Annotated in this window: 14 protein-coding genes; 9 read left to right on the top strand and 5 right to left on the bottom strand. The window is 66.3% G+C overall.

The features are described from left to right. Nucleotides 1–71: 71 nt before the first annotated feature. Nucleotides 72–656, top strand: coding sequence for a TetR/AcrR family transcriptional regulator (locus tag AC2DFQ_RS14100; RefSeq protein ID WP_484534321.1), 585 nt, complete (start codon nt 72–74; stop codon nt 654–656). Nucleotides 657–709: 53 nt separating this feature from the next. Here AC2DFQ_RS14100 and AC2DFQ_RS14095 read toward each other — a convergent pair whose 3' ends face one another. Continuing rightward, complete coding sequence (locus AC2DFQ_RS14095) at nt 710–1,837, bottom strand: glycosyltransferase (protein ID WP_484534320.1); 1,128 nt, start codon at nt 1,835–1,837, stop codon at nt 710–712. A 54-nt stretch (nt 1,838–1,891) separates the two neighbouring features. Here AC2DFQ_RS14095 and AC2DFQ_RS14090 point away from each other — a divergent pair, with 54 nt between their 5' ends. Beyond that, nucleotides 1,892–2,467 carry a TetR/AcrR family transcriptional regulator gene (locus tag AC2DFQ_RS14090; RefSeq protein ID WP_484508026.1) on the top strand — a complete coding sequence of 192 codons (576 nt, stop codon included), beginning with the start codon at nt 1,892–1,894 and terminating at the stop codon, nt 2,465–2,467. A 154-nt stretch (nt 2,468–2,621) separates the two neighbouring features. Here AC2DFQ_RS14090 and AC2DFQ_RS14085 read toward each other — a convergent pair whose 3' ends face one another. From AC2DFQ_RS14085 to AC2DFQ_RS14075, 3 genes are all read right to left on the bottom strand, one after another. Continuing rightward, nucleotides 2,622–2,795, bottom strand: coding sequence for a hypothetical protein (locus tag AC2DFQ_RS14085; RefSeq protein WP_484508025.1), 174 nt, complete (start codon nt 2,793–2,795; stop codon nt 2,622–2,624). A 127-nt stretch (nt 2,796–2,922) separates the two neighbouring features. After that, on the bottom strand, nt 2,923–3,978 hold the full coding sequence (locus AC2DFQ_RS14080; protein WP_484534319.1) for a LacI family DNA-binding transcriptional regulator: 1,056 nt from the start codon (nt 3,976–3,978) through the stop codon (nt 2,923–2,925). 49 nt (nt 3,979–4,027) lie between these two features. Further along, a complete protein-coding gene (locus tag AC2DFQ_RS14075) occupies nt 4,028–5,125 on the bottom strand; it encodes a zinc-dependent alcohol dehydrogenase (RefSeq protein WP_484508023.1) in 1,098 nt (365 codons plus the stop codon). Nucleotides 5,126–5,320: 195 nt separating this feature from the next. Here AC2DFQ_RS14075 and AC2DFQ_RS14070 point away from each other — a divergent pair, with 195 nt between their 5' ends. The 3 genes from AC2DFQ_RS14070 to AC2DFQ_RS14060 are packed head-to-tail and all read left to right on the top strand — an operon-like array spanning nt 5,321 to nt 7,454. After that, nucleotides 5,321–6,340, top strand: coding sequence for a zinc-dependent alcohol dehydrogenase (locus tag AC2DFQ_RS14070; RefSeq protein WP_484508022.1), 1,020 nt, complete (start codon nt 5,321–5,323; stop codon nt 6,338–6,340). Continuing rightward, on the top strand, nt 6,337–6,765 hold the full coding sequence (locus AC2DFQ_RS14065; protein WP_484508021.1) for a hypothetical protein: 429 nt from the start codon (nt 6,337–6,339) through the stop codon (nt 6,763–6,765). The genes AC2DFQ_RS14070 and AC2DFQ_RS14065 overlap by 4 nt, the downstream gene beginning before the upstream one ends. After that, complete coding sequence (locus tag AC2DFQ_RS14060; protein WP_484508020.1) at nt 6,762–7,454, top strand: SDR family NAD(P)-dependent oxidoreductase; 693 nt, start codon at nt 6,762–6,764, stop codon at nt 7,452–7,454. The genes AC2DFQ_RS14065 and AC2DFQ_RS14060 overlap by 4 nt, the downstream gene beginning before the upstream one ends. On the opposite strand, the gene AC2DFQ_RS14055 is transcribed toward AC2DFQ_RS14060, so the two are convergent. Then, complete coding sequence (locus tag AC2DFQ_RS14055; RefSeq protein ID WP_484508019.1) at nt 7,449–8,471, bottom strand: ketopantoate reductase family protein; 1,023 nt, start codon at nt 8,469–8,471, stop codon at nt 7,449–7,451. The two genes, AC2DFQ_RS14060 and AC2DFQ_RS14055, sit on opposite strands and share 6 nt — an antisense overlap. A gap of 111 nt (nt 8,472–8,582) precedes the next feature. Between AC2DFQ_RS14055 and AC2DFQ_RS14050 the strand changes: the two genes are divergently transcribed. From AC2DFQ_RS14050 to AC2DFQ_RS14035, 4 genes are all read left to right on the top strand, one after another. Continuing rightward, nucleotides 8,583–10,211 carry a sugar ABC transporter ATP-binding protein gene (locus tag AC2DFQ_RS14050; RefSeq protein WP_484534353.1) on the top strand — a complete coding sequence of 543 codons (1,629 nt, stop codon included), beginning with the start codon at nt 8,583–8,585 and terminating at the stop codon, nt 10,209–10,211. Beyond that, complete coding sequence (locus AC2DFQ_RS14045; protein WP_484534318.1) at nt 10,211–11,245, top strand: ABC transporter permease; 1,035 nt, start codon at nt 10,211–10,213, stop codon at nt 11,243–11,245. The genes AC2DFQ_RS14050 and AC2DFQ_RS14045 overlap by 1 nt, the downstream gene beginning before the upstream one ends. 60 nt (nt 11,246–11,305) lie before the next feature. Then, on the top strand, nt 11,306–12,307 hold the full coding sequence (locus tag AC2DFQ_RS14040) for a sugar ABC transporter substrate-binding protein (protein ID WP_484508017.1): 1,002 nt from the start codon (nt 11,306–11,308) through the stop codon (nt 12,305–12,307). A 69-nt stretch (nt 12,308–12,376) separates the two neighbouring features. Continuing rightward, nucleotides 12,377–13,354 (top strand): ABC transporter permease, encoded by a 978-nt coding sequence (locus AC2DFQ_RS14035; RefSeq protein ID WP_484508016.1) that lies wholly within the window; start codon nt 12,377–12,379, stop codon nt 13,352–13,354. Nucleotides 13,355–13,406: the final 52 nt, after the last annotated feature.

Below are 13,406 nucleotides of genomic sequence, written 5' to 3'. Positions count from 1 at the left end.
GAACTTTTACTTCACCATATGATCATGCGAGGCCCGCGGTCAAGAAGAACTTACTTCGCTAGACTTGCGGGGTGCCCTCCTCTCCCCCCGATACCTCGACACGGATCCTCGATGCAGCGGTGAAGGAGTTCGCATGCCACGGGCTCGCCGGTGCGCGGGTGGAACGGATTGCAACGCTCGCTAGCGCGAATGTGCGTTCGATTTACGCGCACTTCGGCAACAAGGAGGAACTGTTCTTCGCAGCCCTGAACTCCGCGCTCGACAGCATGGCCGCGAGCGTGCCGCTGACAGACGACGACCTCCCGCAGTGGACGGGGCGCCTCTTCGACTACCATCGCGCTCACCCTGAAGCGCTGCGCATCCACTTATGGCGCCAACTCGAGCGGCCAGAGCAGGGTCACAATTCGACTCGGTCGTACATCGAGCGCGTGCGAGCCATGTCAGCGGTAGACACCGTCTCCACGCAATCCGTCGATACCCTCGCCTTCCTTTTCGGGCTGGCTCAGAGCTGGTACCTGTCCCCCGCCGCACTGCTCACAGCGGACGGAAGCGACCCCACCTCCGTCCAGCGCCTGCAAGATCACCGGCGCGCGCTGCTGGAGGCCGCCGCAGCCATCTGCGAGCGCGCCTCGGTTCACGCCGGTACGACGGACTGATCCGCCGGTGGCGGAGCCGCGCGGGAGTCGGGCCGCACGGGAAGCCCAGAGGCTCATCGGCTGGGTGATGCCACGCGGTTGCCAAGCAAGCTGACCAGGCGCGCGAGCACCTCCTCTGCGCTCGGCATCTCCCTGATTGCGGCCGCGATTCGAGCGGCGGATTCCCGGTAGGACGGTTCCGTGACCAGGCGGTGCGCCGCGTGCACCACGTCCGCCGGGTCCTCGATGGCGATCGCGACGCCGGCGTTCGCGAGTCGTGTCGCGTTCCAGGGCTGATCCGCCAAGAAGGGGCGGATGACCATCGGCACCCCCGCGGTGAGAGCGGCGAGCGTCGTTCCGGTTCCCCCCGCGGACACGACCACATCCGCCAACGGCAGAAGCCGCCCCAGCGGGATGAAGCCGACGCGATGCACGTTCTCGGGAGACGTCTCCGGCTCTGCGGCACCACGCGGGCTGGTGATGAGGACCTGGAACCCCGCTCCGGCGAGCCCCTGCACCAGGGCGGACTCGATCTCGGGCTCATCCACGCTCGTACCAAGGCTGACCACCGCGACCGGCCCGGAGCGGTCCAGCTCGAAGCCCCGCGGATACGACTCCGGTTCTCGGTAGACGGCGGGCTGCATCGCCTCGTGAGCGGAAGCTGCCTCCCGCTCCTCCCCGTCAAGCAGCGCCGCGGGGAACGGGTCGACGACCGCGATCGGCGTCGGGCGCGTCAGCTGCCGGGTGCTGAACGACGACGACGCTCGGTCCTCGATCGCCCGCATGAGCGGGCTGGGAATCGGCCCGGAGGGGATGAACTGCACGAAAGGCACTTGCAACGAGGCGGCCACCAGTGGAGCGAGCTGGTCGAGCAGATCGCCGATGACCAGGTCGGCATGGAGGCCGTCGATCGCTTCCCGCACAGCATCCGCGCCGAGGTCGGAACGCACTCCCCCGAAGAGCTCGATCGCACCCGCACCGGGATGCCGACCGTCGTCGCCGACGAGGCGATGCTCGGTCTCCGTCATGCTCTCCGCGACAGAAGGACCTGCCTCCACGACGCGGTGATGCGGGAGGAGTGCAGCGCCGCCCCCACCCGTGATCACGGTGACGTCGTGACCCGCGGATACAGCCGCGTCCATCAAAGGAGTCATGGGGTACAGGTGGCCGGCAGCCGGAACACCCAGGAAGATGATGTGCATGGCCCAATGGTACCGCGAACGTTCATTCGCTTTGACGATGATGGGGCGGCGCTCGTGCCGAGGCTGACCCCGCAGACAGCGGCGTTGCGACGGGCGACGATCATCGACGCCGCGCGACGGGTGTTCGCCGATTCCGGATTTGGGAATGCCTCGATGCAGCGACTGGCGGCAGAGGTGGGCATGTCGGTGGGCGGACTTTACCGGCACTTCCCCTCCAAGGCAGATCTCATCGCCGCCGTCGTCCGCGGCCGGGACGGCACTTCCGACCCGGCGGTCGACGAGCCTGCAGGCGCCGTCGCCATCCTCGACAGACTCCTCGAATACATCGACCCGTCAGCCGGGGGCGATGACCAGGCGCGGTTGACGACGTTCATCTGGGCCGAGGCGCTCACGGACGACGCGGTGCGCCACCTCGCAGTCGAGCGGCACTCCGCCCTTCACGCGTTGTTCGCCAGGGCGCTCGGCGGCGGCGGTTCGGATGCCACCCCTGAGACGAGCGCGGCCATCGACTCCGTCCTCGCCGCCCTGGTCGGATTCAGCGCGATGACGAGTGCCGGTTACACCGTCGACTTCCCGAGGTTCGCCGACACGCTGCGCCGGATTCTCGCGGGAGCCACCGAGACGGCATGAACCGACGTCAGTGACCGGCGCCACGACGTTGACGATGGCGATGGGTCCTGACAGCCTCATTCCCTCTCGCGATGGCGGGCCACTATGACCAGCCCGTCCAAGGCAGCCGTCAGCATCATCACCGGGCACCTCGCGGCGCGCCAGCGCCGCCGCGTCAGGCGCTGATGTCGAGCTCGTGTTCGATCGCTTCGAGGAGGCGGTCGCGCGACTCGAGGACATCGCTGCGCAGGCGGTCGGCATCTTCGACCAACAGTCGGCCTTCCCACTTGCGCGGCCGACCCGCCACGAAGACCGCATCGACGCTGCGCGTACCGGCGCCGAGGACCACCGCGCCAGCGACGCTAGCGGCGTGACTGCTTCCGCTAGATGTACCAGCTCAACGGGTCGGTGGCAGCGGCGTGAGGAGAAGTCCGCCAAGCTGGTGATGTCCAGTCATCCACATGCCGGAGATCTCCTCAGGTGGGGGAGCCCGCAGGGCGGGTCGACGTGCGTTCGACGAACTCGGGGGCGAGCACGATCCGCTCAGGCGTGGCAGCACCGTTGGCCAGTGCCGCGAGAGCGAGACGGGCGCTGTGCCGGCCGAGTTCAAAACCGGGCAGCCGCACGGTGGTGAGCGGCGGATCGAGGTGATCGCTGAGCGGCGCATCGTTGTAGCCCACGATGGAGACGTCGTCGGGGCATCGTAGGCCTGCGTCGCGCAGAGCGTCCAGCGCGCCGACGGCCATGAGGTCGTTGTGCGCGAAAAGCGCGGTCGGCCGGCGGTCGACGGGTCGGCGGAGGAGCTCCGCCGCGAGACGCCGACCTTCGCCGATCGTGCTCGCGATGGCGTGCCCGCCCGTCGACACGTCCTCGACCTCGGGATGCGCGGCCACGGCGGCCCGATACCCCTCTGAGCGACGGATGAACGACCAGATGCGATCGTCGCCGGGCAATTGCGCGATGCGACGGTGCCCAAGTCCGATGAGATGAGTGACCGCGGTCCGCGCCCCGAGCACATCGTCCTGGAGCACCTCCATATGCGTCGCCTCCGAGACGTCCAGAGCGTCGAACCCACGCACCGCGAGTACGACGGGGACGCGGCGCTCCAGCTCGGTCACGAACTCGCGGTCGGTGGTGTGGATGGCGCTCAGAATGACGGCGTCGACCTGGTAGCGCAGAAGGCGGGTCACAACGCTTCGAAGAATTTCGGGGTCGTCGTGCGTCTCCGCCACTAGGGGCAGGACACCGCGGGCTCGCGTTTCCTGCTCCACGCCCCGCAGGAGCGAGAGCACGAACCCGTTGGAGAGGTCCGCCACGACGACACCGACAGCTCCCGTCGTTCCCTTCCGCAGCGAGCGGGCGACCGCATTCATCCGGTAGCCGACCGCTTCCGCGGCGGATCGGACACGGGCGCGGGTCTCCTCGTTGACCAGGTGGGCCCGGTCGTCGTTCAGTGCGCGAGACGCGGTGCCGACGTGCACGCCCGCGCGGTCCGCAACGTCTTTCAAGGTCGGCGGGCCGAATTTTGACATCGGAACTGCCTTCTTCCCCGCGTACGGCGGTGCGCACGCGCTCCGCCCATTATGGTGAGGGCCGGACGAGCGTCTTGATGGCCGGCGGTTTCCCCTCCGATATGGGGCGAAGAGCTCCCTCGACGAGCCGGTCGAGAGACAGCGGCTCGGGCGCGATGATCCCCCAACGCCCCCGTCGCTCCGCGACGAGCCGGGCCGCCTCGGGGAAGTCCGTCTCACGAACCATCGCGTTAGTCCCGATCAGGCTGAGCTCGCGGACCGTCACGCGCGCCAGGTCGACGGTGCGGGGCGCTTTCTGTATGCCGACCATCACGATCGCCGTCCCCATCGGGACGATGTCGATCGCGAGCTGGAGGCCCCGATCCGTCCCGGTGACCTCGAAGAACACCGGGACGACTTCTTCGAACTGAGCCCGGATGAGCGCTTCGGCCTCCGTCGTTCCGGCGACGATCGTGACCGGTGCGCCCAGGTCTTTCGCGATGTCGAGGCGCTCGGGCGCGAGATCGACGGCGACGACGTGCACACCGGCGTCGACGAGGGCATGGATGAGGAACGCCCCGATGCCGCCGACGCCCTGGACGATCGCGACGTCGCCTGCCTTCAAGGGAACGCGCCGCATGGAGTGGACGGCGATCGCCATCGGCTGTGCCAACGCCGCCTCTTCAGCGCTCAGCCCAAGAGATCCCACGTCTACGCAGCTACGCACGGGAGTGGAGACGTAAGTGGCCAGCGCGCCGTCTCGGTGCAGCCCTACCGCCGCGTACCGGCGGCACAGATTGGAGCGACCGGAGGTGCATTCGCCACATTCCCCGCACGGGACGGACCCGCAGGAGGCCACGAGCTTGCCGAGCCACGACGAGTCGACGCCCTCGCCGACCGCCACGACCGTTCCCCCGAACTCGTGGCCGATCACCATCGGGCCGACATGCCCGGTGACGGGGTGCTGCGCGTCGGTGGGGAACGCCTTCGGGCCGTACGCCCACTCACTGGCATCGGTCCCGCACACCCCGACGACACCGACCTCGAGGAGGAGTTCTCCGGGGAGGGCCTCAGGAACGCGCACGTGCTCGATACGCACATCCTTCTGGCCGTGGAACACGGCGGCGCGCATCGTCGGAGGATCGGGCATAAACGTCTCGGCGGTCATCGGTGAACTCCTGTGGTCGTGGCGGATCAGTACGGGTTGGCGACGACGAGTTCATACGCTACTGCAATCGATTGCGACTCTAGAGACGAAGTCACGCGCGAGGACGCCGACGACGCACTGCAGGGCGTCGGCCTGATAGCGATGAGGTTGTCCCGTTCGCGTTCAGTAGCGGTGCGGTAGTATCCTCTGTGTGCAGTGTGGCTGTACGCCACTGGATCGATCGACCTGCGAAGGAGCAGTATGAAAGCCCTGCGTTACCTCAGCGAGAACTCCCCTGAGATCGTTGAACTGGGGGTGCCAGAAATCGCGGACGACGAAGTCCTCGTTGCCACGCGCTCGCTGGGCGTGTGCCACTCTGACATCGAGTTGCTCGAAGGTCGCTACATCATTCCGTTCACGTATCCGATCATTCCCGGCCACGAGTGGGCAGGCGAGGTGGTCGCAATCGGAGCGAAGGTGGATGATTTCGCCGTCGGAGATCGTGTGGTCGGCGAGTGCGTGATCGGCGTCGAGCACTTCGGTTTCTCCATCAGCGGGGCCGCAGCCGACTTCTTCGTCGCGAAGTCAGCGTGGCTGCACAAGCTGCCCGCCAGCGTCTCGTGGACCAACGGCGCTCTGGTCGAACCGTTCAGCGTGGCGTACGGGGCGCTCCGCAAGGCGAACAATGTCGATCCGAGCGACGTCGTCGTCGTGCTCGGCGCCGGCCCGATCGGGCTGATGACGGCCGCCGCGGCTGCCGCCCTCGGCGCCACGACCCTGGTCGTCGAGCCGTCTGAAGAACGCAGGAAGGCAGCCCTCGCCCTCGGCGCCACCGAGGCCGTGAGTCCGGATGACATCGCCGCAGTGCTGGCAGAACGATCGGGCGGGCGCGGCGCGGACGTCGTGATCGAAGCCAGCGGACACCCCGGTGTCATGGCTCAGGCGCTGGAACTGGCGGCCTTCCACGGCCGCGTCGTCTATGTGGGAATCGACGTCGGTCGAGAAGCCCCAGCGAAGCTCGGTCTGATCCAAGCCAAGGAGCTCTTCATCACCGGCGTGATCGGGGCTCCGGGCGACTGGCCTGCCACCCTGCGATTCCTGGAAGCCACCGGTCTTGATCTCAGTCCCCTCGTGACCCATCGGTTCCCCAGTGATCAGGCCATCGAGGCACTCGAGGCATCCCAAGATCGCCAGACGGCCATCAAGGTGCACATCGAATACGCGGCACAACTGTGACGGGATCGTTCACCCTCGAGGCGGAATTCGGCGAGCAGGGCGTCGCGCGAGCGGTCGTCCGGCCGCTCCGCGCCTCGACGCCCGCGGATCGGGATTCGCTCCTGACGGATGGGGTCTTCGCCGTCATCGAACAGCTCGCGCGTGCGTCTGGACTAGCAGCGGGTGGCCGGTCAATCATCGATCTTCGAGTGCCAGAGAGGATGCTCCCGGACGCGATGCCCGGCACCGAGGCGTTCATCGAAGCGGTGCGGGGGCTCGTTCAATCGTTGACGCTCGAATCGGGCCCGGACTCGCCCGCGTGCACCCTCCTGATCTCCAGCGAAGAGCAGCAGTCGGGGCGCGACCGCACGGTGGACTACCTCGAAGGGGCGCACGGGGGTTTCTCGCGGGGCACGACGTACGATCTGAGGGAGAAGGCGCTGTGAAGGTTCTCGTCACCGGCGCTGCGGGAGGGATCGGCTCTGCCATCGCCAGCGCACTCAGAGCGGGAGGCCACACGGTCTTCCTCCACGACCTGAGCGGCGACGTCGACCTCAGCGGCGATCTGACCGATCCGGACCATCTCGCCGCCGTGCGCGCGGCCGTCATCGACCGGGGCGTGGACGGGGTCGTCGCAGCTCACGGCATCGCCGCAGCCCGCAGCATCGCCGGCGTGGATCGCGCCTTCGCGGAGCGGGTCATGCGTGTCAACACGATCTCGGTGTTCCGTCTGCACGATGTTCTGCAGGACGTGCTCGAAGACCGCGACGGTGTGTTCGTCATCGTCTCGAGCCAGGCAGGGCTCTACGGGGAGGCGAACAACGGAGCGTACGCGGCATCGAAATTCGCTCTCATGGGATGGGCCCGCGGTCTGGCCGCGCAGCCTTCCGGTCCCCGGATCCGGGTGCTCTGCCCCGGTGCGACCGACACTCCCCTGCTGCGCCGCGCGTTCGAAGGAATGGCCGAGAGCGCGGGAGTCACCTATGAAGACGTGCTCGCGTCGCGCTCCGCCCACATCCCGGCAGGCCGGCTCGGCGAACCATCGGAGCTCGGAGCGGCAGCCGCGTGGCTCGTCGAGGTTCCTGAACCCCGCTTCCTTGTCGCCGCCGTCACGGGTGGTGAAGTGCTGTCATAGAGGCGCGGTGAGGCGCGCCAGGTTGTCCGGCGATCCCGCCAGGGCGCCCTGCTCGATCTCGTGCGCCAGCTCGACCGTCCTCGCGTTCGCCGGAGTCGGCAGGCCGATCCGGGCACCCTCGCTCACAACGAAGCCGTTGAGCTCATCGACCTCACCGCGGCGCCCCTTCTGCCAGTCCTGGAGCACGGTCGTCTTGGTCTGCGGCAGCGACCACTGCGTGTACACCGCGTCGAGCATCGTCTCGACGAATTGGTCCGGCCGGCTCGGGTCGACATCGGTGAGCCCGAAGATGGGAACGACCGATCGCCCGGTTCCGACGGCTACGCGGATGGCCTCTTTGCCGGTGGCGAGCATGAAATCGTGCATTCCGGGAAGCCTTGCGGCGTCCAAGAGCGGGAGGTCGAGGATGGCGGAGGTCACGAGTTCAGCCGCGTTCACGACGAGTTTCATCCACTTCGCCGACCGGATGTCGTCGACGACAACCGCTGTGCCCGAGTGCTGCAGGAGGCTCGTCGCCTCGGTCTCCCGGCCCCGGGTGGACTCGTCCAAGCTGCCGACCGCGAACCACGTGCCGGAGGGTGGTGTGTGGCGTTCCACAACGCCGGGGGTCCACATCGCAGCAGCGATCTCGATGACCGCACCGAGGGTGCGGTGCGGTCCGAACACGTCGGCCATGATGTCGACGGTCATGCCGTTCTGCAGACCGATAGCCAGGCCATGGTCGTGGAGGTAGGGCTTGACGAGTTCACACGCCCATCGGGTGTCGTACGCCTTCATGACGACGAAGATGATGTCGAACTTCTCCCCACGAAGTGTGGCGACGTCGCTGAGGTTGAGTGCTCGGACGGGAGCTGTGCTCGTCGAATCCGGCATCTCGATCCGCACGCCGGCCGATCGCATGGCGGCGACGTTCTCCGGCCACTGCTCGATGATCGTGACGTCGTGTCCCGCGTTCACGAGGTCGCACGCGAGGCTCGCACCGTTCGCGCCGGTACCCAGGATGGCGATGTGAGGCACAGCAACCTCTTCTTTCCGATCGAAACGACATTGTCCGCCTCCAGCCACTCCGCCTGATCCAGACATGCAGAGGCCTTCGGCGCACCAATTGTCGCACAGTGTTCATTGGTGATGGACAAGACGCCCAACTGTGCAGTCTTATTTGTGAGGCCGTGCAGTATTAATGTACGGTCGTCTCTACGATCACAAGGTTGTATCGAGTTGGAGTTCCAGTTCATGTCATCTGAGATACCCGCAACCCGCGCCGAGCCGCTGCTAAGTCTCCGCGGCGTGAGCAAGGCCTTCGAAGGCACGACGGTTCTGAAGAGCCTCGACCTCGACGTGTACGCCGGCGAGACGCTCATCCTGCTCGGCGAGAACGGCGCCGGTAAATCGACCCTCAAGAATATCCTCTGCGGCCTCATCCCCTCCGACTCGGGTGAGATCTCGTTCGCCGGGACCCCGGAACCGCGATGGAACGCGGACAGGGCTGTCGAACTCGGCCTCGGTGCGATCCACCAGGAGTTGAGCCTCTTCCCCAATCTCTCGGTGGCCGAGAACGTCAACATCCGGTCCCTGGGTTCGCGCGTCGGCATCGTGAGCGAGAAGGGGCTTATAGCTCGCACCGACGAACTCTTCCGAGACCTCCTGGGCGTCGAACTCGATACCTCCCGGCTCGTCAGTGAGTTGCCCCTCGGCCAGCGGCAGCTCGTCGAGATCGTCAAAGCGATCCAGGTCTCCTCGAGCGTTCTTGTGCTCGACGAGCCCACGACATCCTTGAGTTTGAACGAGCGCCAGCAGCTGTTCACGGTGATGCGCCGACTCCGCGATCAGGGGTATGCACTCATCCACGTCACGCACTTCCTCGAAGAGGTCGCCGCCGTGGGTAATCGGGTGGCCGTGATGCGCGACGGCGCGATCGTCGTCGTGGCGGAGGCGGGAGACCTGTCCACGCACCAGATCGAAGAAGCCATGGTGGGGCGGGAACTCAGCGAGGTCACACGCGATTCGAGCAACGTCACCGCCCAGAGCCCGGTCGTGTTGGCGGTGGAAGGTCTGAGTGACGACTACCTCCTCGATGATGTGTCGTTGTCGGTGCGTTCGGGGGAGATCGTCGGCATCGCGGGTCTCACGGGAGCCGGTCGCAGCGAACTCATGCAGTCGATCGTTGGTATTCGCCCGGCCACAGGACGCGTGCGGCTCGCAGACGGGCCGTTCGAGAAGCGCTCCATCTCGCGTGCCCGGAGGCGCGGCCTCGTCCTCGTCTCCGAGGACCGCCGGGAGGAGCAGGCGTTCCTGGAGCGCTCAGTGCGTGAAAATCTGACCTCGGCGATGCTTGATCGCATCTCCAGCAAGTGGGGTTGGATCAAAAGCAAGGTCGAACGCGCCCTCGCCACCGACATGGTGGCCGACTTCGACGTGAAAACCGACGGTATCGAGGCGGACCTCGGGTCGCTCTCGGGAGGCAACCAGCAGAAGGCCATCCTGGCCCGCTGGCTGACCCTGCGTCCGAAGGTCTGCCTGTTGGACGAGCCCACCAAGGGCATCGACGTCGGCGCGAAGGCGCAGGTGCAGCAGACCGTGTTCGCTTTGGCGGCGCAAGGCGTCGGGGTGGTCGTGGTCTCCTCCGATTTGCCGGAGCTGTTCACGATGAGCGACCGCATTCTCGTGATGCGGCAGGGGCGGATCGCCGCCTCGCTGGAACGCTCGCAGTTCGACGCGACGGCGATACTCCGCGCAGCATCTTCGGGAGGCAAGTGATGACCGGTACTACAGTTCGCGGCGGACGGGTGCGCCTTCCCGTGCAGTCGCTGGTGCTCGTCGGCGTCATCGTGGTCGCTGCTCTGGTGTTCGGGCTCCAGTCGCCGTCGTTCCTCAGCCCGGGCAACGTCGGCAACATCTTCCTCCAGGCCTCGCCGACCATCATTGCCGCGGTCGGGATGACCTTCGTGATCATGACCGGCGGCATCGACCTCTCCATCGGCTCCCTGATCAATCTCGCGATGGTGGTCGCCATTACGGCTTCTGGCGTGACCTCGGCGGCCGCCGGCGAATCATCGATCTGGACGTACGTGATCGCAATCGCGGTCGGTGTCGCCTGCGGCCTCTTCAACGGGTTGATGATCAACCTGCTCCGCGTGCATCCGCTGCTGGTCACGCTCGGAACCCTTACTCTCTACCGCGGAGTCGCCCTGCACATCAGCGGCGCAGGTGACCGCGCCGCTGCCGGCCCGATCACCGCGCTCGGGCGAGGCGAGATCTTCGGCGTCGCGCTGCCCATCATCCTCGCCGTCCTCGCCGTCCTCCTCGGATCACTCGTGATGCGCCGCACCGTCTTCGGGCGCCAAATCGTGGCTCTGGGCGGCTCGGAGCGGTCCGCGCGCGAGTCCGGGCTGCCCGTGAAGCGACTTCGACTGGCCGTCTACCTGATCTCGGCCGTGTGCGCCGTCATCGCGGGCATCCTGACCGTCGGCCAGATCGGCACGCTCCAGGTGTCGCTGGGCGTCAATTACGAATTCACCGTCATCACGGCTGTGATCGTGGGCGGGACGAGTCTCTTCGGAGGCAAGGGCTCGATCGTCGGGACGGCACTCGGCGCTCTGCTGCTGACGATCATCGACAACGGGCTGAACAGCATCAATGCATCGATCTACATCTACGACGTCGTTCGCGGCCTCGTCCTCGTGATTGCAGTTCTCGCCGACTCCATCGCCACAGACCGGCTCAAACTGCGTCGCCGCACGAAGCAGAAAGAGTTCCTCGCCGATAGCGCATCGGCCGGGGTCCGCGCCTAGGCTCCACGCCTCGGCGTTCACACAGTACGTACTTCACAGTACGCAATGAAGGGTATCGACATGAGAAAGTCTCTCGCATCCTCCGTCGTCTTCGGCGCCGTCGCCGTCGCCGTCGTTCTTTCCGGCTGCAGCTCAGAAGCACCTGGCTCGTCGGGGTCAGGCGGCGACTCGGCTGACGGGGAGACCACCATCGGTGTCTCGCTGGACAACCTGACCGCTTTCCGAGAAGGCGAGCAGAAGTACTTGGACATTGCCGCCGAAGAGCTCGGAGTGAAGCTCGTCTATCAGGTAGCTCAACTCGACGCGCAGACGCAGTCGAGCCAGATTCAGACCCTGATCTCTCAGGGCGCGAAAGCCATCGTCGCCATTCCGAGCGACATCCAGGCGATCAAGGCCGACATCGACTCGGCCGATGCCTCAGGTGTTCCGATCGTCACGCTTGACCAGGCGCCGGCCGAGACGGACTGGGTGCCTTACCACGTCGGCGGCGACCCCTACGCTGACGGCTTGGCGGCAGGCAAGAAGTTCGTGGAGATCGCTGCCGGGCAGCCCTTCAAGCTCCTCGAACTCCAGGGAGCTCTCAACAACGACAATGGCATTCGACGCTCACAGGGCCTCCAAGACGGTGTCAAGGATGCGGCAAACATCGAGATCGTCGCATCCGTCCCCACCGACTGGAAGCCGGAGCCCGCGCTGACGGGCATTCAGAACGCTCTTCAGCAGCACTCGGACCTCGGCGGGATCTTCATCCCGACCGACGGCCAGTTGCCCCCCGCCATCTCGGCCTTGACGGCCGCCAACAAGCTGTTCAAAGTCGGTGAGCCCGGGCACGTTGCCCTCGTCGCAATCGATGGAGATCCCAATGGTTGCAAGGGCGTCCGAGATGGCTACGTCGACATGGACATCGCGACTCCGATCCCGGAGATGACCATGCGCGCGCTCGAGGAGGCGGTCAAGGCAGCAAACGGCGAGCCCGCCGACTCAGCGGACTTCCTTCCCGGCACGCCGTACACGCCGGCCGATGTCGAAGAGAACGCGTCGCTCGTCTGGGGCTGCAACTAAGCACTCGTTCGGTGGCCGGCGTCCACGGCGCCGGCCACCCACCACTGTCACATGAGGAAGAGACCCATCATGATCCGTCGACTGGCGACCGGAACGCTCCGGAACGCTCCGATGATTCCCGTGCTCATCATCGCCTTCATAGCCTTCGCGCTCCTGGCGAACGGCTTCACCTCATCGACGAACCTCTTCAACATCCTCCGAGACTCGTCGGTCTTGATCGTCGCCGCGACCGGGACCACTCTCGTCTTCCTCATCGGCGGTCTAGACCTCTCGGTCGGCTCGGTGGTGGCGTGCTCCGCGGTCGGGGCTGCCATCGCAATGAGCTCGACGGACAACGTAGTCCTGGGTGTCTTGGTCGGCGTCGCGATCGGGGCAATCGTCGGTGCGCTCAACGGCGTGCTCATCGGGTACGCCCGCCTCGTGCCATTCGTGCTCACTCTCGGCATGCTGCTCGTGGTCAGAGCCATCGCCTACCTCGCGGCGGCAATCACGGCCGGTTCCGGGGGCACTGCCGCCGCTGTCGGCGGACTCCCTGACGCTGCCACGGTCTACGGGCGCGGCTTCTTCGCAGCCGTCCCGAACCTCTTCGTGCTCGCCGTCATCATCGTGGCTGTCGTGGCCGTGGTGCTGGCCAAGACACGGTTCGGCCGCTATGTGAGACTGGTGGGTCAAAACGAGACCGCGGCGCGGTTCAACGGAATTGACGTGCCGCGAGTGAAATTCATCACCTACACGCTCGCCGGGCTGCTCAGCGGCATCGCCGGCATCATGCTCGCGATGCGGCTCGGGTCGGGGAATCCGGCGTCGGGTGACGACCTCTTGCTCAAAGCGATCACTGCAGCCATCATCGGCGGCACCGCTCTCGTCGGCGGACACGGCGGCGTGGTGAGAACAGTCTTCGGCGCCCTCGTCATCACGATGCTCGCCAGCGGAATGAGCCTCATGGGCTTCCAGTTCTGGGATCAGGCGATTGTGCTGGGTGTCGTGATCCTCCTGGGAACCACGCTCACCCGGCGGTGGTCGAAATCGCGTCGTGCCGTGGCGTAGATCGGCGAGCCACGGGCGACGAGCGCGCGTTCTGCTTGTATCGCCTCTCCGA

It is taken from the genome of Microbacterium sp. Z11_20 (genome assembly GCF_057197605.1).
The sequence above is the reverse complement of the archived record's forward strand: the minus strand, read 5'-3'. Positions and strand labels throughout refer to the sequence as shown.

Excerpts from the sequence above, each read along its gene's own strand:
- AC2DFQ_RS14095 (WP_484534320.1), bottom strand. The coding sequence starts at position 1,837 with ATGCACATCATCTTCCTGGGTGTTCCGGCTGCCGGCCACCTGTACCCC.
- AC2DFQ_RS14080 (WP_484534319.1), bottom strand. The coding sequence starts at position 3,978 with ATGTCAAAATTCGGCCCGCCGACCTTGAAAGACGTTGCGGACCGCGCG.
- AC2DFQ_RS14075 (WP_484508023.1), bottom strand. The coding sequence starts at position 5,125 with ATGACCGCCGAGACGTTTATGCCCGATCCTCCGACGATGCGCGCCGCC.
- AC2DFQ_RS14050 (WP_484534353.1), top strand. The coding sequence starts at position 8,583 with ATGGACAAGACGCCCAACTGTGCAGTCTTATTTGTGAGGCCGTGCAGT.
- AC2DFQ_RS14045 (WP_484534318.1), top strand. The coding sequence starts at position 10,211 with ATGACCGGTACTACAGTTCGCGGCGGACGGGTGCGCCTTCCCGTGCAG.
- AC2DFQ_RS14040 (WP_484508017.1), top strand. The coding sequence starts at position 11,306 with ATGAGAAAGTCTCTCGCATCCTCCGTCGTCTTCGGCGCCGTCGCCGTC.
- AC2DFQ_RS14035 (WP_484508016.1), top strand. The coding sequence starts at position 12,377 with ATGATCCGTCGACTGGCGACCGGAACGCTCCGGAACGCTCCGATGATT.